The 20,767-nt window shown below is 44.6% G+C and carries 19 protein-coding genes; 8 read left to right on the plus strand and 11 right to left on the minus strand.

Features of this window, described 5'->3' with window-relative positions; all coding sequences use genetic code 11:
* Window positions 1-12 precede the first annotated feature (12 nt).
* A complete protein-coding gene (locus GQ367_RS06655) occupies window positions 13-1,620 on the minus strand; it encodes a peptide chain release factor 3 (protein ID WP_089516397.1) in 1,608 nt (535 codons plus the stop codon).
* 105 nt (window positions 1,621-1,725) lie between these two features.
* Between GQ367_RS06655 and GQ367_RS06660 the strand changes: the two genes are divergently transcribed.
* Window positions 1,726-2,574, plus strand: a complete 849-nt coding sequence (locus GQ367_RS06660; RefSeq protein ID WP_215290131.1) for an SAM-dependent methyltransferase — start codon at window positions 1,726-1,728, stop codon at window positions 2,572-2,574.
* A 65-nt stretch (window positions 2,575-2,639) separates the two neighbouring features.
* On the opposite strand, the gene GQ367_RS06665 is transcribed toward GQ367_RS06660, so the two are convergent.
* The 4 genes from GQ367_RS06665 to GQ367_RS06680 all read right to left on the minus strand — a co-directional run bounded on the left by GQ367_RS06665 (window position 2,640) and on the right by GQ367_RS06680 (window position 7,515).
* Window positions 2,640-2,921 carry an HU family DNA-binding protein gene (locus GQ367_RS06665; RefSeq protein WP_089516399.1) on the minus strand — a complete coding sequence of 94 codons (282 nt, stop codon included), beginning with the start codon at window positions 2,919-2,921 and terminating at the stop codon, window positions 2,640-2,642.
* Window positions 2,922-3,132: 211 nt separating this feature from the next.
* The gene (serS, locus tag GQ367_RS06670) at window positions 3,133-4,443 is read right to left on the minus strand and encodes a serine--tRNA ligase (RefSeq protein ID WP_215290133.1); all 1,311 of its coding nucleotides are present in this window, start codon (window positions 4,441-4,443) and stop codon (window positions 3,133-3,135) included.
* A 63-nt stretch (window positions 4,444-4,506) separates the two neighbouring features.
* The gene (locus GQ367_RS06675) at window positions 4,507-5,178 is read right to left on the minus strand and encodes an outer membrane lipoprotein carrier protein LolA (protein ID WP_215290135.1); all 672 of its coding nucleotides are present in this window, start codon (window positions 5,176-5,178) and stop codon (window positions 4,507-4,509) included.
* A gap of 30 nt (window positions 5,179-5,208) precedes the next feature.
* On the minus strand, window positions 5,209-7,515 hold the full coding sequence (locus tag GQ367_RS06680; RefSeq protein ID WP_215290137.1) for a DNA translocase FtsK: 2,307 nt from the start codon (window positions 7,513-7,515) through the stop codon (window positions 5,209-5,211).
* A 51-nt stretch (window positions 7,516-7,566) separates the two neighbouring features.
* Between GQ367_RS06680 and trxB the strand changes: the two genes are divergently transcribed.
* A complete protein-coding gene (gene trxB / locus GQ367_RS06685; RefSeq protein ID WP_215290139.1) occupies window positions 7,567-8,520 on the plus strand; it encodes a thioredoxin-disulfide reductase in 954 nt (317 codons plus the stop codon).
* A gap of 119 nt (window positions 8,521-8,639) precedes the next feature.
* On the opposite strand, the gene GQ367_RS06690 is transcribed toward trxB, so the two are convergent.
* The 3 genes from GQ367_RS06690 to ppa are packed head-to-tail and all read right to left on the minus strand — an operon-like array spanning window position 8,640 to window position 11,240.
* Complete coding sequence (locus tag GQ367_RS06690) at window positions 8,640-8,978, minus strand: P-II family nitrogen regulator (protein WP_215290141.1); 339 nt, start codon at window positions 8,976-8,978, stop codon at window positions 8,640-8,642.
* A 55-nt stretch (window positions 8,979-9,033) separates the two neighbouring features.
* Entirely contained in the window at window positions 9,034-10,662 is a 1,629-nt protein-coding gene (locus GQ367_RS06695; protein WP_215290142.1) for an NAD+ synthase, read from the minus strand.
* Window positions 10,663-10,706: 44 nt separating this feature from the next.
* Window positions 10,707-11,240 carry an inorganic diphosphatase gene (gene ppa / locus GQ367_RS06700; RefSeq protein ID WP_215290144.1) on the minus strand — a complete coding sequence of 178 codons (534 nt, stop codon included), beginning with the start codon at window positions 11,238-11,240 and terminating at the stop codon, window positions 10,707-10,709.
* 200 nt (window positions 11,241-11,440) lie between these two features.
* On the opposite strand from ppa, the gene GQ367_RS06705 reads away from it, so the two are divergent.
* The 3 genes from GQ367_RS06705 (at window position 11,441) to GQ367_RS06715 (ending at window position 15,630) form a co-directional block, all read left to right on the plus strand.
* The gene (locus tag GQ367_RS06705) at window positions 11,441-13,498 is read left to right on the plus strand and encodes a sodium-translocating pyrophosphatase (RefSeq protein ID WP_215290146.1); all 2,058 of its coding nucleotides are present in this window, start codon (window positions 11,441-11,443) and stop codon (window positions 13,496-13,498) included.
* 224 nt (window positions 13,499-13,722) lie between these two features.
* Entirely contained in the window at window positions 13,723-15,129 is a 1,407-nt protein-coding gene (locus GQ367_RS06710) for a DEAD/DEAH box helicase (RefSeq protein WP_251370143.1), read from the plus strand.
* Window positions 15,130-15,630, plus strand: a complete 501-nt coding sequence (locus GQ367_RS06715; protein ID WP_215290148.1) for a chorismate lyase — start codon at window positions 15,130-15,132, stop codon at window positions 15,628-15,630.
* 103 nt (window positions 15,631-15,733) lie between these two features.
* Here GQ367_RS06715 and GQ367_RS08645 read toward each other — a convergent pair whose 3' ends face one another.
* Window positions 15,734-15,868, minus strand: coding sequence for a hypothetical protein (locus tag GQ367_RS08645; RefSeq protein ID WP_256441553.1), 135 nt, complete (start codon window positions 15,866-15,868; stop codon window positions 15,734-15,736).
* A 58-nt stretch (window positions 15,869-15,926) separates the two neighbouring features.
* On the minus strand, window positions 15,927-16,787 hold the full coding sequence (locus GQ367_RS06720; RefSeq protein ID WP_215290150.1) for an NAD(P)H-hydrate dehydratase: 861 nt from the start codon (window positions 16,785-16,787) through the stop codon (window positions 15,927-15,929).
* Between the two features lie 52 nt (window positions 16,788-16,839).
* Between GQ367_RS06720 and GQ367_RS06725 the strand changes: the two genes are divergently transcribed.
* Complete coding sequence (locus tag GQ367_RS06725) at window positions 16,840-17,496, plus strand: glutathione S-transferase family protein (RefSeq protein WP_215290152.1); 657 nt, start codon at window positions 16,840-16,842, stop codon at window positions 17,494-17,496.
* Between the two features lie 78 nt (window positions 17,497-17,574).
* Here the strand turns inward: GQ367_RS06725 and GQ367_RS06730 are convergent, their stop codons facing one another.
* A complete protein-coding gene (locus tag GQ367_RS06730; protein WP_251370144.1) occupies window positions 17,575-19,827 on the minus strand; it encodes a cation-translocating P-type ATPase in 2,253 nt (750 codons plus the stop codon).
* Window positions 19,828-19,896: 69 nt separating this feature from the next.
* Here GQ367_RS06730 and GQ367_RS06735 point away from each other — a divergent pair, with 69 nt between their 5' ends.
* Both GQ367_RS06735 and GQ367_RS06740 read left to right on the plus strand, forming a co-directional pair.
* The gene (locus GQ367_RS06735) at window positions 19,897-20,100 is read left to right on the plus strand and encodes a heavy-metal-associated domain-containing protein (protein WP_215290156.1); all 204 of its coding nucleotides are present in this window, start codon (window positions 19,897-19,899) and stop codon (window positions 20,098-20,100) included.
* Window positions 20,100-20,765, plus strand: a complete 666-nt coding sequence (locus GQ367_RS06740) for a site-2 protease family protein (protein ID WP_215290158.1) — start codon at window positions 20,100-20,102, stop codon at window positions 20,763-20,765. Before GQ367_RS06735 ends, GQ367_RS06740 begins: the two co-directional genes overlap by 1 nt.
* Window positions 20,766-20,767: the final 2 nt, after the last annotated feature.

Below are 20,767 nucleotides of genomic sequence, written 5' to 3' on the forward strand. Positions count from 1 at the left end.
AGCGAGGTGCCATCAAGAAAGCTTGCTGGCATGCTCCCTAGTCTCATGGAACACAATTTGAGGCCAACGCTCTTGAGTAACCCTCAAGTTAACAGCAGAGTTCGCCAAATAAGCCAAATTATCTGCAGCATCTAAAGCCAGTTGATGACCTGCTGATGAATTTTGAAAATCACTCATCATTTTTTTATCTTCACAAGTCACCCAACGTGCGCAGTTGATGCTGGCTGTATCAAAAACAGCATCAACGCCATATTCATTCATTAAGCGACTGGCGACCACTTCGAACTGCAGTGCACCCACAGCACCAAGAATCAGATCACTGCTGTTCAATGGCTTGAATACCTGCACAGCACCCTCTTCGCCCAATTGCTGAAGACCCTTTTGCAGCTGTTTGATCTTCATTGGATTACGAATGCGGGCAACTCTGAAAAAGTCTGGCGCAAAGTATGGAATACCGGTGTATTGCAAAACTTCACCTTCAGAAAAGCTATCGCCAATTTGCATATTGCCGTGATTCGGTAAACCAATGATGTCACCAGCGTAGGCCTCTTCCACCTGCTCACGACTAGAGGCCATGAAAGTCACGACATTCGATACTTTCACTTCACGGTTGATGCGCAGGTGATTGATTTTCATACCGCGTTCAAACTTACCTGAACAAACGCGTAAGAATGCGATGCGGTCTCGATGAGCAGGATCCATGTTGGCCTGAATCTTGAACACAAAGCCACTAAACTTATCTTCTCTTGGATCAACAGATCTGACCGTTGCACTGCGCTCTCTCGGGCCTGGGGCCCAATCAAGCAGTGCGTTGAGGATTTCTCGAACACCAAAGTTATTGATGGCTGAACCAAAGAATACGGGGGTCTGTAAACCACCCAAGAAACGCTCTAAATCAAATGGATGCGATGCACCTTGCACCAACTCGACTTCCATTTTGAGTTGAGCCATTTCATCAGGGAACATTTCATGAAGCTTTGGATTATCAATCCCCTTCATCACTTGGAATTCTTGGTCGGCACGATCGTTACCAGCCGCAAACAACAGAATTTCATCATTGATGAGGTGATAAACACCACGGAAATTTTTGCCCATGCCGATTGGCCACGTGACTGGCGCACACTCAATCTTCAAGACAGATTCAAGTTCATCCAGCAATTCCATAGGATCTCTGGTTTCGCGGTCCATCTTGTTCACGAACGTGATGATGGGAGTATTTCTCATGCGACAAACATTCAATAACTTGATGGTTTGCTCTTCAACACCCTTGGCCGCATCGATCACCATCAATGCAGAGTCCACAGCAGTTAAAACGCGATAAGTATCTTCAGAAAAGTCTTGGTGACCTGGGGTATCCAAAAGATTGACCACATGGTCACGGTATTCAAACTGCATCACCGAGCTGGCCACAGAAATGCCGCGCTGCTTTTCAATTTCCATCCAGTCAGAAGTGGCATGTCTGCCGCTTTTACGAGCTTTAACAGTTCCTGCCAATTGGATGGCACCAGAGAACATCAAGAGTTTCTCTGTCAGGGTTGTTTTACCGGCATCAGGGTGAGAAATAATGCCAAAAGTCCTGCGTCTTGCGACTTCGCGGACAATATCGTTACTGTAATTCATAGGCTTTTCAATCAAATAGCCCTATAGTTTAGTTTAGAGCGCCAAAACTGGCATTAATTGAACATCAACAAGGATTTACAACGGTTTAAAAACCGCTAAGACGCCATGATCGACCCATCATCAAAAAAAGATGTTTCTTCACAAAAACATGAGATCAGACCGACTCAATCCATTGAACTTTTAAAAGAATTGCACATCCTCACTCGCGATGGCAAGCTCAATCAAGACACACGCAGGAAACTCAAGCAGGTATATCACTTGGTTCAATTCATCGAACCACTGCTCCAAGAAGTCTTGAACCGAAAAGATCATTTGAGCATCGTTGATCACGGGGCTGGTAAGTCTTATTTGGGTTTTATTCTGAACGATCTCTTTTGCAAGTTACAAGAGAAGCCATCAACGATCTACGGCATTGAAGTACGCGAAGAATTGGTCAAGAAATCTCAAGACTTGGCCAATCGCCTGAACTTCTCAAATATGAAATTTCTGCACTTAAGCGCGGAAGAGTCCCTGGATTCAGACCTTCTGCCCAATGAAATCGATGTGGTCACAGCCTTGCATGCCTGTAATACAGCGACCGATGATGCGATTCGCTTTGCCTTTGCCAAAAAAGCCAAGCATGTTGTTTTGGTTCCTTGCTGTCAGGCCGAGTTAGCAGCGGCTTTGAGAAAGACCAAAGCCCAATCGCTTAAAAACGAATTATCGGAAATGTGGCGCCACCCGATTCATACCCGGGAATTTGGTAGCCACATCACCAACGTTTTGCGCTGCCTTCAATTAGAGTCTCATGGCTATGATGTGACCGTGACCGAATTGGTGGGCTGGGAACATTCCATGAAAAATGAGCTGATCATTGCAACTCAGAAGAACTTGCCTGGTCAAAAAGCCCAAGAAAGAAAGACAAAGTTACTGGCTGAAATAGGCTTGAGCAGTCTTGAGGAACGCTTTGCATAGGCAAGGATGGTTTTAGGAAATAAAAAAGGCTGCCTAGGCAGCCTTTTTTAATCTCAAAAGAGAAATTACTTGCGCTTGTTTACAGCGTCTTTGAAAGCTTTACCAGCTGTGAACTTAACAGTCTTAGCAGCTGCAATCTTGATTGCTTCGCCAGTCTTTGGGTTACGGCCAACACGTGCAGCACGCTTGCCTGAACCGAATGTACCGAAACCGATCAATTGAACCTTGTCACCTTTAGTAACAGCTTTGATGATTGTGTCGATTGATGTGTTCAAAACACGCTCAGCAGATGCCTTAGAAATGTCTGCGTCTTTTGCAATTTTTTCTACTAATTCAGCTTTATTCATTTTTAACCTTTCAACTTAGAAACTGGGAGTATGTACATTCAGTTATATTTTTTTAATTAAAAACTTATTCCTGATGCACTGCCGACATTAAATCACATAATCACTGTGGGAGCTAGTATTTAAAACCTTCTTTAGGGTTTAACCTATATTCCACAGTGGGTTACAGGCTTATACCAGATTATTTCCCAATGAATTCAAGGCTTGCACCTTTTTAAAGCGTGAGCGCTTCTAGACCACCCATGTATGGTTGCAAAGCTTTTGGTATTTTGATGCTGCCATCGGCTTGCTGATAATTCTCTAGGATCGCAACACCAGTTCGCCCTACAGCTAAACCAGAACCATTCAAGGTGTGCACCAACTCAGGTTTATCTTGGCCTGTTTTAAAGCGAGCTTGCATGCGTCTAGATTGAAAATCACCCATGTTTGAGCAAGAGCTGATTTCACGATAAGTATTTTGTGCTGGCAACCAAACCTCTAAGTCATAGGTTTTAACGCTGCCAAAGCCCATATCACCAGTGCATAGGAGAACCTTTCTGTAAGGCAGCTCTAGTTTTTGCAAGATAGCTTCTGCATGAGATGTTAATTCTTCCAAAGCTGCCATAGAGGCTTCTGGCTTGGTGATTTGCACCAATTCAACTTTTTCAAATTGATGTTGGCGAATCATACCGCGCGTATCACGCCCATAACTACCTGCTTCAGATCTAAAGCAAGGAGTGTGAGCCACAAATTTCTTTGGCAACTGTTCAGCCGGCGTGATGGTGTCACGCATCAAATTAGTGACAGGAACTTCTGCAGTTGGAATGAGATAAAAATTCTCATAAACAGCTTCAACTGATTCATCTTGATCGTCACCACCTACTTTTCGTGGCACTTTGAATAAATCAGCTTCAAATTTTGGTAATTGACCAGTGCCCTTCATGGATTCAGCATTCACGATAAAAGGTACAGCCACTTCGTGATAACCAATTTGGATGTGGTTATCCAACATGAATTGAGCCAAAGCTCTGTGCAAACGAGCAATCTGGCCATGCATCACGGCAAAGCGTGAACCCGTCAACTTTGCGGCACTGTCAAAGTCCAGACCCAATGGGGTCGCCAAATCAACGTGATCTTTAACCGGAAAATCAAAACTTGGAATATTGCCCCAACGCAAAACTTCCTGATTGGCAGACTCGTCTTTGCCAGATGGCACAGATTCGTGAGGAATATTAGGAATATTCAATAAAAAGTTATTAAGTTGAGACTGAACAACTGTGAGCTTTTCTGTGAGAGCCTGTAATTCTTGGTTAACGGCGGTAGATTCAGCCATTTCAGCGCTGGCATCTTCACCCTTGCCTTTTTTCATGCCAACAGCTTTGGCCAATTGATTGCGCTTGGCTTGCAATTCTTCTGAACGACTTTGTACTTGCTTACGATCAGACTCTAAAGAAACAAAAGTGTCTTTATCAAGAACAAATTTCCGTTCTGCCAAACGTGAGGCAACGGTATCAAGGTCTTTGCGTAACAGCTGAATATCGATCATGAGTTTCTCAATGCTATTTTTATATTTACTGCTTAATTTGGTACCTAGTGTGGCACTTAGTTTTTACTGAACATTCAGAACGTCTGCGCCAGCAGGCGGTGAAAATTTAAATGTATTTGGCGACAAATTAATGTTTGTACGAATTTTACTCAGATTAATCAGAACAATCGTACCAAAGTTGTCATGCAACTCTAAGCCAGCAGGAAGACCATTGGACATTCCAACACCGATTCGGCTGTAAGGCATGTCTCCTGAACCACCCGTGGCTTTGGGTTTTAATTCCACCCAAAACATGCCGCCCTTTTCGCCACCAGGAATCAAGTCAAAATATTCTTCTGCCATGGCACCGCCAAAGAGGATGGCCGCAGGACTGGCACTCAATCCTTTGCTTGCAGGACGCACGGTCAACTGATTGAGGTCTTTATCCCAGAGCAACAACTTCTGACCGTCGGTAATCACTTTTTGCTCAAAAGGCTTGATGGTCTCCCAAACAAATTTACCTGGTCTTTGAAAAACAAAACGCCCTTGGCTCTTGCGCAGAACTTTGGGTTGAGCTTCACCCTGCTTAGCAGCCCTGATCTGTTGCTGAGTGAATTCACCTTCAGCATTATTAACAGTTGAAATAAATTGTTTGAATTGCTTAATGCCTTCATCTGCAAACGCGGCAGGCGAAGTCAAACAGGAAGCACCCAAGAGGGCTGCAAAAGCCAAGTGTTTAAAGTTGATAAAACTCATCTTCATTTTAGGTATTTGATTGAGCTTTAATTAATTGTCACTTGGGGCGCGAACCAAGATTTCTCGATTGCCATTGCTGCCCATTTTGGAAACAAGTCCTGCGCGTTCCATGTCTTCTAGCAATCTGGCTGCGCGGTTGTAACCAATGCGCAAATGACGCTGCACCAAAGAAATAGAGGCTCGTTTGTTTTCTAGAATGATGGCGACAGCTTGATCGTAAAGAGGGTCAGCCTCTCCACTGGCAGATGCCTCGCCTGAACCAGAGTCCATTTCTGTCTGAGGCTCTAAGATTGAATCAATGTAATTAGATTCGCCATTTTTCTCTTTTAGCCAAGTCACCACACGATGCACTTCATCATCGGTCACAAAAGCACCGTGAACACGTATTGGCAAACCAGTACCAGGTGCCATGTACAACATATCACCCATGCCCAATAAACTCTCAGCGCCCTGCTGATCAAGAATGGTGCGGCTATCAATGCGGCTGCTGACTTGGAATGAGATACGCGTTGGCACGTTGGCCTTGATCAAGCCAGTGATCACATCAACGCTTGGACGCTGTGTGGCCAAGACCAAATGAATGCCTGCGGCACGTGCTTTTTGCGCGATACGAGCAATCAACTCTTCAATCTTCTTGCCAACCACCATCATCAAGTCAGCCAACTCATCGATCACGATCACGATCACTGGTGCCTTATGTAAAGGCTCAGGATCATCTGGTGTCAAACTGAATGGGTTGTAAAGGTACTCGCCTTTTTCTTCAGCATCAGCGATTTTTTTATTAAAGCCAGCCAAATTACGAACGCCGAATTTACTCATCAACTTGTATCGGCGATCCATTTCAATCACGGCCCAATTGAGAGCGTTATAGGCTTGCTTCATGTCTGTGACTACTGGACACAATAAATGAGGGATGCCCTCATAAACTGCCATCTCAAGCATCTTCGGATCAATCATGATCAAGCGAACTTCATCCGCTTTTGCTTTATATAGCAAAGACAGAATCATCGAATTGATACCCACTGATTTACCTGAACCGGTGGTACCAGCAACCAAGCAATGTGGCATCTTTGCCAAATCGGCAATCACTGGAGCACCGCCAATGTCTTTACCCAAAGACAAGGTCAAGAGTGAGGCGCTGTCGTTATAAACGCGAGAGCTCAGAATTTCTGTGAGGTGCACGGCTTGGCGATTAGGATTCGGTAATTCCAAGCCCATGCAAGTCTTACCTGGAATTGTTTCAACCACACGAACACTCAACACACCTAAAGCGCGTGATAAATCTTTTTGCAGATTAACAATCTGACTACCCTTAACACCCATCGCTGGCTCGATCTCGTAACGAGTGACCACAGGGCCTGGGTGAGCAGAAATTACTTTGACTTCGATGTTGAATTCTTTTAGCTTGCGCTCAATCAAACGTGATGTGAACTCAAGGGTATCCGCAGAAATAGTTTCTTTAACGGGCGGAACAGGATCTAACAATGAGAGTGGCGGTAATTCAGAATCGGTGATTTCAGCAAACAAAGGTTGTTGCTTTTCACGCTCAACTCTTTCACTCTTGACCACACTCAATGGTGCTCTATAAATAGGCACAGGAGGTAATTCCTCAATCTTCACGCGTTCTTCTTCAACGATCTCTTCGCGCACCTCAGCAGCTTGCTCTCCAATGCGGCGATCTTCTTCAGATTCGCGACGCTCGCGAATACGCATCCATGAGACTTCCAAAAATCTGCCAAGCTGTTCTGCCAAGGTCAACCAAGAAAATCTCAAGAACAATGAAACGCCAATCGCAAGAATCACCAATAAAACCAAAGTGGCGCCCGTGAAACCAATCGCCATTTGCAAAGGATCGCCCAAGAGTTCACCCAACACACCTCCAGGTGGTCGCGGCAAATCCATGGTCATGCTGTGCATGCGAATTGATTCAAGCGCCATGCTTGAAATCATGGTCAAGCCAAAGCCCAAGAATCTAGGTAAAAATGGCTCAGGCTCTAATTGCTGGCCAGGTAATTTGGCCGCGGTGAGCTCTTGCCAACCGCGAATCGCGCGTCTGAGCAACAAAATGACCCACCAGTAGGCTGATGCGCCAAAAACGTAAAACAAGATATCGGCTAACCAAGCGCCCAAACGACCACCAATATTGGCAATATTGGCGACCTGATTGGCGTGCGACCAAGCTGGGTCGCCTTTGCTGTAACTTGCCAATACTGCAAACAAGGCCAAAGTCAGGGCCATGAAGGCAATCCATTTGACTTCACGCATGAGGCGGGTCAAACGGGTTTCAGGCCCGCTATTAGCTGGAGGTGGGTTTTGAGAGGATGCAATTCTAGCCATGTTCTTCCGATTGTAATCAACAAGAAACAATCAAAGTCTTATAATTGAGCTATGACGACAAAAAATCTTAAACACGCAAAAGTACTCATCCTAGGTTCAGGCCCTGCGGGCTACACAGCTGCCGTTTATGCGGCACGTGCCAACCTAGACCCTGTTTTGATCACGGGCATCGCCCAAGGCGGTCAATTAATGACCACCACAGAGGTGGAAAACTGGCCAGCTGACCCTAATGGCGTCCAAGGTCCAGAGCTCATGCAGCGCTTTTTAGAGCACGCAGAGCGCTTTAAGACCGAAATCATTTTTGACCATATCCATACAGCTGCTTTGACGGAAAAGCCGATTCGCCTAGAAGGTGACTCAGGTACTTACACCTGCGATTCTTTGATCATTTCCACAGGCGCTTCAGCCCAGTACTTGGGTATGCCTAGTGAAGAAGCTTTCATGGGCAAAGGCGTGTCTGCCTGCGCTACTTGTGACGGTTTCTTCTACAGAAACCAAGACGTTTGCGTGATTGGCGGAGGTAACAGTGCCGTTGAAGAGGCTCTTTATTTATCTGGTATCGCCAATAAAGTGACGGTGATCCATCGTCGCGACAAATTCCGTGCTGAGCCAATCTTGATTGACCGCCTCATGGCTAAAGTGGCTGAAGGCAAAGTTGCCATTGAATGGAACAGTCATTTGGATGAAGTGTTGGGTGACAACACTGGTGTGACAGCTGTTCGCGTTGCCAATGCGGAAGGCGCCAAAAAAGAGATCCCATTAAAAGGTGTATTTGTGGCCATCGGTCACAAACCAAACACTGATTTATTTGTAGGTCAGTTAGATATGGAAAACGGCTACTTAAAGACCAAGAGTGGTTTGGCAGGCAATGCAACGGCCACCAACATCCCTGGTGTTTTTGCAGCTGGTGACGTACAAGACCATATCTACCGTCAAGCCATTACCAGCGCTGGAACAGGCTGCATGGCTGCATTAGATGCTCAACGTTATTTAGAGACTTTGTAAATACTCAATAGGTTGGTTTATCCCAATAAATAAAGCCCAGAAATTCTGGGCTTTATTTATTTCTTCTGCGTATTTTTACTGAATTTGCTAGGTCGATAAAAGCAATTAAGAAGTTTTAATTAAACAGCTGATTCGTTTGTTTCTCCGGTACGGATGCGAATCACTTGTTCAATTGAAGTTACAAATATTTTACCGTCACCAATTTTGCCAGTGTGAGCTGATTTAACAATGGCATCAATCACAGCTTCAACATGTTCATCAGCGACCACAACTTCAACTTTGATTTTTGGTAAGAAATCAACCACATACTCAGCGCCTCGATAGAGTTCGGTATGCCCTTTTTGACGGCCAAAGCCCTTGACTTCAGTCACTGTCAAACCAGTCACTCCTAATTCAGCCAAGCCTTCGCGAACTTCATCCAATTTAAACGGTTTAATGATTGCCGTAACTTGTTTCATATTCATCTCCTATTAAATTTGATGATACCTAAATTTCTTTTAAGTCATTAAAATATCAAGCACGGAACTTATTCGTGATGGGGTAACGCCAGTCTCGACCAAAAGCTCTTTGAGTGATCCTCACGCCAATCGGCGCTTGGCGACGTTTGTATTCATTAATTTTGATCAAGCGTGTGACTTTTTCCACATCCTCAGATTTAAATCCGCGATCGATGATGGATTGAATCGATTCGTCTTGCTCCATATAAAGACCAAGGATGGCATCCAGCACTTCATATTCAGGCAAGCTGTCTTGATCTTTTTGATCTGGTCTTAATTCCGCAGAAGGGGCCCTGGTCAAAATACGTTCAGGAATCACTGCTTCAATTCCGTTTCTGTAATGGCACAAGCGATAAACCAAAGTTTTAGCAACGTCTTTGATCACTGCAAAGCCACCAGCCATATCACCATAGAGCGTGCAATAACCGACTGCCATTTCACTCTTATTGCCAGTGGTCAAAACAATTCGACCAGTTTTATTAGACAAAGCCATTAGCAAGGTACCACGCACCCGTGCTTGTATATTTTCTTCGGTTGCATCAATGGGTAAACCTTCAAACTCGGAGGCCAATGAAGCATCAAAAGCATCCACCATTGGTGCAATGTTGATTTCATCGTATTGCACGCCTAAATTATCGGCCATTTGCTTGGCATCAATCCAAGATATATCGGCGGTATAACGGGAAGGCATCATCACTGCACGAACCTTATCGGCGCCCAGTGCATCAACAGCGATTGCTAAGACCAAAGCTGAATCAACACCCCCAGATAAACCAATGATGGCGCCTGGGAATCCGTTTTTAGTCAAATAATCTTTCACACCCAATACCAAAGCGTCATAGACTTGCGCCTCAATTGAAGTCTTCCCACTGATGGTATTTTTTACCAAATCCTTGATGACTGAATCTTGTTTAAATTCAATGAATGCCAAGCACTCTTTAAAGTGAGGAAGACTCAAAGCAATGTCCCCTGATTTATTCAAGGCAAAAGAAGCCCCATCAAAAACCAATTCATCTTGCCCGCCAACGGCATTTAAATAAACCAGAGGCAAGCCTGTTTCTAAAACAATTGACTTGATCACATCTTGACGTAGATCTTGTTTTTCCAAGTGATAAGGAGATGCATTGGAAACAATCAAGAGTTCTGCCCCCGCATGCTTGGCTTGAGCTGCAGGACCAGTGTGCCATGCATCCTCACAAATCAGAACACCTACTTTTGTACCATCAATATCTATCACGCAAGCATCTGAACCTGGCTCAAAATATCTCACCTCATCAAAAACTTCATGATTTGGTAACTTTTGTTTAGCATAAGAGGCAATCACTTTTCCCCCAAGCAAAATACTGGCCATATTCTGCAAACCAGCAGATGTTCTTTGGGGGTGTCCTACCAATACTCTCAAATTTGGATAGATGAGCAAATCTTTGGCCAATTGATTCAGCTGCTGATCAACTGCTTGGATGAAAGCATCTCTGAGTAATAAATCCTCAGGGGGATAACCCGTGAGAGATAACTCAGGTGTTACTAGTAATTTAGCGCCCTTGGTAGCAGAGTTTTTTGCCGCATCAAGGATCAACTGCGCATTCTTGGCTAAATCACCAAGAACCGGGTTTGACTGAGAGAGGGCAATAAAAAACGGAGACATGAGAAACATTATCCCATTGCCTCCGCTGAGTGTCAGAAGACTGCTTATTTAGTCTTGTTGTATCTCTCAATACCTTCCAATATTTCTTGCTTAGCTGATTCTGGACCTTCCCAGCCTTTGATTTTCACCCACTTACCTTTTTCAAGGTCTTTGTAGTGCTCAAAAAAGTGTTGAATTTGATTCAAACGCAACTCGTTCATATCTTCTGGCTTTTGCCAATGAGTATAGATAGGCAAAATTTTGTCTTCAGGGACTGCCAATAGCTTCGCATCGCCACCCGCTTCATCATCCATCTTCAACACGCCAATTGGTCGGCAACTGACAACCACACCTGGAATCAATGGAAATGGAGTAATTACCAATACGTCGACTGGGTCGCCATCATCAGAGATTGTTTTAGGAATATATCCATAATTACATGGATAGTGCATTGCTGTGCCCATAAAGCGGTCTACGAAAATTGCGCCAGATTCTTTATCAACTTCATATTTAATTGGATCTGCATTCATTGGAATTTCAATGATCACATTAAAAAAATCAGGGGCTTTTAAACCTGGGGTGACTTTATCTAAACTCATTCTTTCTCCGTTGGATCAATAATTACTTCCGAATCTTAACAAACCTTACTATCAACAAGCTGACAACAGCAGGAATCGATTCAATTCACTTCAAATTTCAGTCATATATAGGGTTTACAACTAGGTATCAGCTATTGCTTATAAAAATCCCAGCAATTAGCATCATTGAGGGCGTGCCCCTTCAAAAGGAGTTAATAAAAATGAATAATATTCAACTCGGACTATATTTAGTTCTGGCCTGCGGACTAGCTGCAGTTGTATATGGCTTCGTTGCAAGAAGCTGGATTCTTTCTCAGGATGCTGGCAATGCCAGGATGCAAGAAATTGCTGGCGCCATTCAGCAAGGCGCGCAAGCCTACCTGACAAGACAATATAAAACCATTGCAATAGTAGGTGTGGTTTTAGCAATATTCATCGCAGTTTTTTTAGATCAAAATACCGCAATAGGCTTTGCCATTGGTGCGATTCTCTCTGGAGCCTGCGGCTTTATTGGCATGAACGTATCTGTTAAAGCCAATGTTAGAACTGCACAAGCCGCTACCAAAGGCATGAACGAAGCACTGAATGTTGCTTTTAAAGGTGGGGCAATCACAGGGATGTTGGTAGTTGGCTTAGGCCTTCTTGGCGTCACTCTTTTCTATATCTGGTTAACCAGTCAAAACACCACGTCAAGCTTAGATGTATTGTTAAAACCATTAATGGGATTGGCATTTGGCTCTTCACTGATATCAATTTTTGCAAGATTAGGAGGAGGCATTTTCACCAAGGGTGCAGACGTAGGTGCCGACCTAGTTGGTAAGGTAGAAGCAGGTATTCCGGAAGATGATCCTCGTAATCCAGCGGTTATTGCCGACAATGTGGGTGACAACGTCGGTGACTGTGCAGGTATGGCAGCTGATCTATTTGAAACTTATGCTGTGACCATCATCGCCACGATGGTACTTGGTGCATTGATGATTAAATCAGCTGCTGTTGAAGCAGTGATTTATCCCTTGGTTCTAGGTGGCGTATCAATCATTGCATCTATTATTGGTTGTAGCTTTGTTAAAGCCACACCTGGTATGAAAAACGTTATGCCAGCACTATACAAAGGTTTATTTATTGCCGGCGCTCTTTCACTTATTGCCTTTTATTTTGTCACAACATGGTTAATACCCGATGATGTTTTAGGGGCTGCTGGCAGTCAAATGCGTTTATTTGGAGCAACAGTTGTTGGTCTTTTACTAACAGGTGTATTGGTTTGGATAACTGAATATTACACAGGCACAAACTTCAAACCAGTTCAACACATTGCTGAAGCATCCACCAAAGGTCATGGCACAAATATTATTGCTGGTCTTGGTATTTCGATGAAATCAACAGCATGGCCAGTTTTATTTATTTGCTCAGCGATATACATAGCTTATGCATTAGCTGGTATCTACGGTATTGCAGTGGCTGCAACAGCGATGCTTTCAATGGCTGGCATTGTTGTGGCTTTAGATGCTTATGGCCCGATCACAGACAATGCTGGTGGTATTGCAGAGATGGCTGACTTACCAGACTCTGTGCGTGATATCACTGACCCATTGGATGCTGTTGGTAATACAACCAAAGCCGTGACCAAGGGTTATGCAATTGGTTCTGCTGGTTTAGCCGCTTTGGTTTTATTTGCTGACTATACGCACGCATTAGAAACCGCAGGTCATCACATCACATTCGACTTATCAAACCACATGGTGATCATTGGGCTGTTCCTTGGTGGCTTAATTCCGTATCTATTTGGTGCTATGGCCATGGAAGCTGTGGGTCGAAGTGCTGGTGCAGTGGTTGAAGAAGTGCGTCGCCAATTCAGAGAAATCCCAGGCATCATGGATGGTAGTGGCAAACCTGAATACGGCAAAGCCGTCGATATGCTGACCACTGCTGCGATCAAAGAAATGATCGTCCCATCACTTTTACCTGTAGTGGCTCCTATTTTGGTTGGTCTATTACTGGGACCAGCGGCACTGGGCGGTCTATTGATGGGCACCATCATCACTGGTTTGTTTGTGGCTATTTCAATGTGCACTGGTGGTGGAGCTTGGGATAACGCTAAAAAATATATTGAAGATGGTCATTTTGGTGGGAAAGGATCAGAGGCTCATAAATCAGCTGTGACTGGTGACACCGTTGGTGACCCTTACAAAGATACAGCTGGCCCAGCCATTAATCCACTTATCAAGATCATTAACATTGTGGCTCTGTTAATCGTGCCATTACTTCCAATAATGAAATAATTAATCAACAAAATCAGAACTTAACGGGGGCTTGCCCCCGTTTTTTATTCCGCGACGCAACAATTAATCATGAAGTGTGGCATAATCTATTTCGTAGTATGAAACATCGCCCCCAGCCAGAGTTCTGAATTTAAGAACATCATGCCTTTTTGTTTGTCTGTTGGTCGATGCCTTAATTGACCAAACCACAGAAAGGACATCCCTCCGAAGGGATGTGCGTGACTATGACTATTAGTTTTAAAGAACTGGGCTTAGCCCAACCCCTACTTCAAGCAACTGAAGCTCTTGGCTATACACAGGCTACTCCTGTACAAGAAAAAGTGATCCCTGCTGCCTTAATCGGTGGTGACTGGATGGTAAGTAGCCAAACAGGTAGCGGAAAAACAGCTGCTTTCTTATTGCCTTTATTGAATCAATTACTAGCGGCCAATCCAAATGGCAAACCTGTTCCAGGTCGTGCTGAGCCACAAGTATTGGTTTTATGCCCAACACGCGAACTTGCACAGCAAGTCACTGCAGACGCCATCAATTTGGTGAAGTTTGCTCGCGGTATCCGCATTGCAACCATCATGGGTGGTATGCCTTACGGTAAACAAATTTCTCAAATCAAAGGTGCCAATCTAGTTGTTGCTACACCTGGTCGTCTTTTGGACTTGAGCAACAGCCGCGCAATTCGCTTAGATAAAGTGAAATGCATGATTGTTGACGAAGCAGATCGCATGTTGGATCTTGGTTTCCAAGACGACATCGAAGCCATTCATCAATTGTGTTCAGATCGTGGTCAAACATTGATGTTCTCAGCAACATTTGCTCCGCGCATCATGCAATTGGCCACAAGCCTCATGAATAATCCTGGTCGTATTGAATTGGCCAGCGCTCATGACAAACATGAAAACATTTCTCAAACATTGCATTGGGCGGATAGCGTTGCTCACAAGCACAAGTTGTTAAGTCACTGGTTATCAGATCCAACCATGGAACAAGCTGTTGTATTTGCCAGCACTCAAGTAGACAGTGAATCAATTGCTGATTCATTGCGCGCTGATGGACACGAAGCAACAGCACTTCACGGTGCGATGCCTCAAGCAGTTCGTAATCGTCGCTTGCAATCATTGCGCAAAGGTCAAACTCGTATCTTGGTAGCAACTGATGTGGCTGCCCGTGGTATTGATGTGCCAACGATTACACACGTGATTAACTTTGGCTTACCAATGAAAGCTGAAGATTATGTTCATCGTATCGGTCGTACAGGCCGTGCGGGACGCAGTGGTGTTGCTATCACTTTGGCTGAACATCGCGATCGCTCAAAAATTCGTGCGATTGAACAGTACACACAACAGCCATTACAAGCTGAAGTGATTCCTGGACTTGAGCCACAAGAAAAATCACGCAAGCCATCACACCGTCCAGGTGCTGGTCGCCCAGGCAGATCTTTTGGTGGTAAAGGTGCTAGCAATGCTTCAAATCGCCAAGGACAAAGTTTCGGTCAAGGTCAGGGCGAAGGTAAAACATTCAAGCAGAATCATTTTGCCAAGCCAGCTGGTCCTAAGTTTGCAGGTTCAGGCAAGCCTTCTTCAGGTCCTAAATTTGGTGGCGGTAAACCAACAGGTCAAAAGCGCTCATTTGCTTAAATGAAAAAGCTTCGCCAGTCTTGGTTGAATCTTGATCACACGGTGCTGCATGCAGCACCGTTGGTCTGGCAAGACTGGTTGAGCAACTCTCATTCCCTCACACAACTCATTGCAGAAAAAACCCAATCAACAGTCACTGTTGAGGTTTTAAGCGATTGCAGGCAATGCTTGCTAGATGATGAAGTAGCTCTATTTGGAAATTTCATTCGCCGCTGTCGTATCCGAGAAGTGTATCTATGCGTCAATGATGTTCCAGTTGTTTTTGCTCGCAGCGTTTTACCCACTAGCAGTTCTACAGGTGTCAATCGTGATGTCTTGCAGCTTGGCAGCAAGCCATTAGGCGAAGTGCTGTTTAAAAAAGGCAAAGCGCCGATTCTGTTGCGAGAAATCACCGAGATACCTGGCTTAGGCTGGGGAAGAAGAAGCCTCTATCAACTCAGAGGCCACCCCATTCTGATCAGTGAATTCTTCTTGCCTGAGTTACTTGATCAAATGAAATAAACAAGTAATCAAGTAATCAAGTAAAAAGAAAATAAATAAAAAAAGAGCAAATAAAAAAGCTGCCAAGGTCTCCCAAGGCAGCTTTTTTAAAAACTTATTTTGATTACAGAACGTAACCGATGTGCGCAGCAGCCAAAGCGAACAAAATTGCCAAACATGTAGCGGCAGCTAACATCACAATCAAAGTGATGATTTTCTTATTGATATCCTCTTTACTTTCGGTGTGCCATTCGTTCATTTAAAGCTCCCTCATCAAAATATTAGCTATAAACCGTATTATCCATGAAAAATCCTTCTTATTTGATATTTATCAAATTTCGTATCTCTTTGATGACTTCTAATGGTGTCAAGCCAATTGGTCCAACACCTTGATTTAAAAGACTGTCTGCCGCAGCAGCATGAAGCTCTACCGCCAGGCAACTGGCCTCAAATGGGTTGATCTGATGCTTAATCCCCTGGCTCACGATGGCCGCAATCACCCCAGTCAACACATCCCCCATGCCAGCAACCCCCATCCCAGGGTGACCCTTAAGACACATCTGAGTGGGTTCATTGAATTGAGGAGATTTGATCAAAGTATGTTGACCTTTGAGAACCACGATGGCCCCCGTCAATGCGACGAGTTGATCAATTGCCAATGGTCGATTAATTTGTACTTGCTCAGCGGTGGTGTTGAGTAATTTGGCTGCCTCACCTGGGTGAGGTGTTATCACCGTGCTCAACGTGGGGCGACTCTTAAGTTGCTTCATGAGTTCAGCATCACCCGCGATTAAATTAAGACCATCAGCATCAATGATCAACAAAGCAGAAGACTGCAAGGCATCACTCAATAAATCGCGAGCTTGCGCGCTTTGGCCTAAACCTGGACCAATCGCCAACACATCGGCTTGGGCCTGCGCCATCATTTCTCTTGATGCATGACACAACATCAATTCAGGTTGCTCTGAAAGCACGGCTATAGCGTGCTCATCCAAAAAGCCAATCATCACCCAGCCAGCACCGGCATGCAGCGCCGCACGCCCAGACAACAAAATAGACCCGGCCATGCCAGGGGCACCACCAATGATCAAGACCTTACCGGCATGGCCTTTGTGCTCATGGGGTTGCCGAATCAGGCGGCTGCGTAGATGCAGAGAATTGAGTTCTTGAGGATTCATGTATTTTTGATTAAGTCTATACTCAAGACTACAACAAAAAAGGGGATCAAGAATGAATTTGCATTTGTACTACTGCCCAGGAACCTGCTCTTTCGTTCCTCACGTGATGCTTGAATTGGTCAAAGAAAGCAAAGGTCAAGATTTCTCATCGACCATGATCACTTTGCGCACCGGCGAACATCTAAAACCTGAGTACCAAGCAATCAATCCAAGAAGCCAAGTGCCTGCATTGATTGTGGATGGTCAATTAGTGACCCAAGTAGTAGCAATCACAAACTTCTTGAACGAAGCATTCCCAGAAGCCAAGATATTCCCAGCTGATCCAATGGAGAAGGCGCAAGCTTTGTCCATGTTTGTTTGGATGAATAACACGGTTCACCCAACTTTCACGCGAGTGTTCAGATCTGAGCGCTTTGGTGATGAAGCAGGTAAAGACGGTGTTAAAGCGATGGCATTGGAAATGTTCAAAACGCAATTGATTGAAATTGATAAATTAGTAGCAGATGGTCGCTCATTCATTTGCGGCAATCAATTGAGCCCAGCAGATCTTTATGCTGTTGCCTTCATTCGCTGGGCAGGTATGGCTGGCATCAACCCAGCTAACTACCCTCAGTATCAACGTTATGCCGCAGCAATTGCCGCTTTACCAGTGGTAGCTCGGATCATGACCAAAGAAGGTATTAACTTAAACACTTACGTTGGTAAGTAAGCTAGCAAATCACTAAATAACTAAATAAGTTAGTTCGAAAGTTTTTAAGTCATACATCTAGGCCCAAATTCTGAGTAATCAGGGTTTGGGCCTAGACCATTTCCTAAGTAGTAAAGCATTACCCACCACACTCACACTTGATGCTGCCATCGCAGCTCCCGCGATCATAGGAGTCAAATATCCTAGCGCAGCCAGTGGAATACCAATCAAGTTATAAACAAAAGCCCAGAATAAGTTTTGCTTTATTTTCTGCCAGGTTTTGGTGGATATCTGAATCGCATCAGGCACCAGAGCAGGATCACCACGCATGAGAGTGATACTCGCGGCATGCATAGCAATATCCGTTCCAGTAGATACGGCAATGCCAACATCAGCAACCGCCAGGGCAGGCGCATCGTTCACCCCATCACCCACCATGGCTACATAACTGCGCCCATTGCTCGCCTTTAAAGATTCAATGATGGCGGCTTTTTCTGCAGGCAATACTTGTGCATACACTTCATCGATGCCAATGGTCTTAGCAAGTAAATCAGCGACCAGTTGGTTATCACCAGAAATCATCACCGTTTTAATATTCATTGATTTGAGGCGTTGAATCGCTTCACTCACACCTGGCTTTAATTCATCCCCAAACGAATAAAGTGCCAAAATCAAATGATTGGATGCATCCGTCACATCGACCAAACAAGAAACACTGTGACCAAGATTTAATTCATTGATTGCAACCACCTGCATTTGCTCAGAAGCATGCTCCTTGATTGCATGAAAGCTCACAAAGGCGATGGTTTTACCTTGATAAGAACCAGTCAAGCATTGACCTTCAATGCCCTTACCCACGTTGGCAAGAACTGCGCCATAGCCTTCTGCATTCACCTGATGCTGCTCACCAAACTGAATCATGGCTTTTGCCAAAGGATGTTCACTACCCATTTGCAAACCCAAGGCCAAGGCATGGATTTGCTGATCTTCTGCAGTACTGAAGTTATGGAAATTTTTAACGCTCGGTTTACCCAGCGTTAATGTGCCAGTTTTATCAAAGGCCACAGTGTTGATGCGGTGAGCTAACTCAAGGGCCTCTGCATCTTTGATCAAAATGCCAAACTTTGCAGCCACTCCAGTACCGGCCATGATAGCCACGGGTGTTGCTAAACCTAAAGCACAAGGACAAGCAATCACCAAAATTGCTACTGAATACAACAGAGCATTCTGAAAATCACCCAAGATCAGCGCATGAACTGAAAAGTTAAGCACGGCAATCAAAACCACCGTCGGCACAAACCAAGCGCTGACCTGATCCACCAATCGTTGGATGGGCGCTTTTTCAGCTTGGGCATTTTCAACCAAAGTAATCATCTTGGCTAAGACGCTTGACTCACCAATGCCAGTTGCCTGAATGATCAATCGCCCAGAGCCGTTCAATGAGCCACCAATCACAGTTGAATCTTTTTCTTTTTCAAGCAACTTCGATTCACCAGTCAACATCGATTCATCAATTTCACTGAGACCCTCGATCACCAAGCCATCGACCGGAATGCGCTCACCAGGCAAAACCAAGACCCAATCACCGGGCAATATTTGTGCAATGGGTAAATGCTCGTAATCCAATTGGTTTAAATCACGCTGACGCAAGAGCTTGGCTTGATCAGGCCACAAAGATTGCAGAGCCGTGATGGCCGCAGTGGTTTCTTTTTTAGCTCTGGCCTCTAGCCACTTGCCCAACATCACCAAAGAAATCACCACGGCAGAACTTTCAAAATAAAGTTCATGCGGCTCATAACTTCGACCCCAGTCTGATAAGTACCAGGTGTAAATACTCAAACCATAAGCAGCTGTCGTGCCAAGCGCGACCAACAAGTCCATATTGCCTGAGCCCATGCGCAATGCTTTAAAGCCAGCCACATAAAAACGAGAGCCCAAAACAAACTGCACAGGACTGGCTAACAAGAACTGCACCCACGCTGGTAACATCCAATGAATCCCAAAGGGCATGAGTAACATCGGAGCAATCAATGGCAGAGACAGTGCGATGGCCAACATAACAGCGCCCTTACCATGCAAATCAATGATCTTGCTTAGTTTGGTGTTTGTTGAGTTTGGATTTATTGTTTGGCGACTAAAGACACTCGCCTCAAATCCTGCTTTTTCAACTGCAGTGATCAAAAGACTGGTGATGATTTGAGGTTCTTGATTGACCCTGATCTGAGCTTTTTCAGTTGCCAAATTAACGCTGGCAGCATCAACCCCAGCAACTTTCGATAATGATTTTTCAAGCCTAGCCACACATGAGGCGCATGTCATGCCGCGTATGTTTAAGGTGACTAATTGACTCATAAGCTCCATAATGGAATAAGTTAAGATTCACATAGATTGTCCTCCTTATATTAGGAAACTACAAAAAATATGACATTCATTTTTACCGTTAAAGGCATGAACTGCGGTCATTGCACACAGGCCATCACAAAAGCCATTACTGAACTCGACCCTCAAGCAACGGTTGATACAGACATCCCTAAACAAACAGTAGCAGTGACAAGCAACCTCGAGCGTGCAACTTTGAGCGAAGCCATTGTTGATGCTGGTTACGATATTGTGGCGGTCGCCTAATGGATATTGCAAACATCATTCAGACAGTCGCTATTTATGCGATACCGGTTATTTTTGCGATCACCTTGCATGAAGCGGCACACGGTTATGCCGCCAAGAAACTCGGCGATAACACAGCCTATGCTTTAGGGAGGGTCACACTCAACCCCATCAAACACATTGATCCAATGGGCACGATCGCCGTGCCTCTATTACTTTACTTTGCCACAGCTGGAACTTTCTTATTTGGTTACGCCAAACCAGTTCCAGTGCGCTTTGGTAATTTAAGACATCCTAAGAAAGACATGATTTGGGTGGCTCTGGCAGGCCCAGGATCGAATTTGATTCAGGCCATTTTTTGGGCCATCATGTATTTGCTCTTGGTCAAGGTATCACTCACCGAGCGTTTCTTTCTAGAAATGTGTCAAGCGGGTGTATTGGTCAACGTGGTAATGTTTGCCTTTAACTTGTTCCCTCTTCCACCACTAGACGGTGGAAGAATTTTAGTAGGCGTGTTACCTTGGAAACAGGCTGCGATGGTTTCAAGAATTGAACCTTGGGGCTTTTTCATTGTTTTAGGCCTGGTGGTCACTGGCGTGATCAGCAGTCTTTGGATGCGGCCAGTGATGTCTGCAACTTACTGGCTCTTAGATACTTTACTTGTTCCACTTCGTTTCATTTTTTAATA

Source organism: Polynucleobacter sp. MWH-CaK5, assembly GCF_018687615.1.
Taxonomy (GTDB): domain Bacteria; phylum Pseudomonadota; class Gammaproteobacteria; order Burkholderiales; family Burkholderiaceae; genus Polynucleobacter.

Excerpts from the sequence above, each read along its gene's own strand:
- ppa (WP_215290144.1), bottom strand. The coding sequence starts at position 11,240 with ATGAGTTTAGATAAAGTCACCCCAGGTTTAAAAGCCCCTGATTTTTTT.
- GQ367_RS06720 (WP_215290150.1), bottom strand. The coding sequence starts at position 16,787 with ATGAATCCTCAAGAACTCAATTCTCTGCATCTACGCAGCCGCCTGATT.
- GQ367_RS06725 (WP_215290152.1), top strand. The coding sequence starts at position 16,840 with ATGAATTTGCATTTGTACTACTGCCCAGGAACCTGCTCTTTCGTTCCT.
- GQ367_RS06730 (WP_251370144.1), bottom strand. The coding sequence starts at position 19,827 with ATGAGTCAATTAGTCACCTTAAACATACGCGGCATGACATGCGCCTCA.
- GQ367_RS06655 (WP_089516397.1), bottom strand. The coding sequence starts at position 1,620 with ATGAATTACAGTAACGATATTGTCCGCGAAGTCGCAAGACGCAGGACT.
- GQ367_RS06715 (WP_215290148.1), top strand. The coding sequence starts at position 15,130 with ATGAAAAAGCTTCGCCAGTCTTGGTTGAATCTTGATCACACGGTGCTG.
- GQ367_RS06710 (WP_251370143.1), top strand. The coding sequence starts at position 13,723 with ATGACTATTAGTTTTAAAGAACTGGGCTTAGCCCAACCCCTACTTCAA.
- GQ367_RS06695 (WP_215290142.1), bottom strand. The coding sequence starts at position 10,662 with ATGTCTCCGTTTTTTATTGCCCTCTCTCAGTCAAACCCGGTTCTTGGT.
- GQ367_RS06735 (WP_215290156.1), top strand. The coding sequence starts at position 19,897 with ATGACATTCATTTTTACCGTTAAAGGCATGAACTGCGGTCATTGCACA.
- GQ367_RS06690 (WP_215290141.1), bottom strand. The coding sequence starts at position 8,978 with ATGAAACAAGTTACGGCAATCATTAAACCGTTTAAATTGGATGAAGTT.
- GQ367_RS06740 (WP_215290158.1), top strand. The coding sequence starts at position 20,100 with ATGGATATTGCAAACATCATTCAGACAGTCGCTATTTATGCGATACCG.
- GQ367_RS08645 (WP_256441553.1), bottom strand. The coding sequence starts at position 15,868 with ATGAACGAATGGCACACCGAAAGTAAAGAGGATATCAATAAGAAAATC.
- GQ367_RS06660 (WP_215290131.1), top strand. The coding sequence starts at position 1,726 with ATGATCGACCCATCATCAAAAAAAGATGTTTCTTCACAAAAACATGAG.
- GQ367_RS06665 (WP_089516399.1), bottom strand. The coding sequence starts at position 2,921 with ATGAATAAAGCTGAATTAGTAGAAAAAATTGCAAAAGACGCAGACATT.
- serS (WP_215290133.1), bottom strand. The coding sequence starts at position 4,443 with ATGATCGATATTCAGCTGTTACGCAAAGACCTTGATACCGTTGCCTCA.
- GQ367_RS06675 (WP_215290135.1), bottom strand. The coding sequence starts at position 5,178 with ATGAGTTTTATCAACTTTAAACACTTGGCTTTTGCAGCCCTCTTGGGT.
- GQ367_RS06705 (WP_215290146.1), top strand. The coding sequence starts at position 11,441 with ATGAATAATATTCAACTCGGACTATATTTAGTTCTGGCCTGCGGACTA.
- GQ367_RS06680 (WP_215290137.1), bottom strand. The coding sequence starts at position 7,515 with ATGGCTAGAATTGCATCCTCTCAAAACCCACCTCCAGCTAATAGCGGG.
- trxB (WP_215290139.1), top strand. The coding sequence starts at position 7,567 with ATGACGACAAAAAATCTTAAACACGCAAAAGTACTCATCCTAGGTTCA.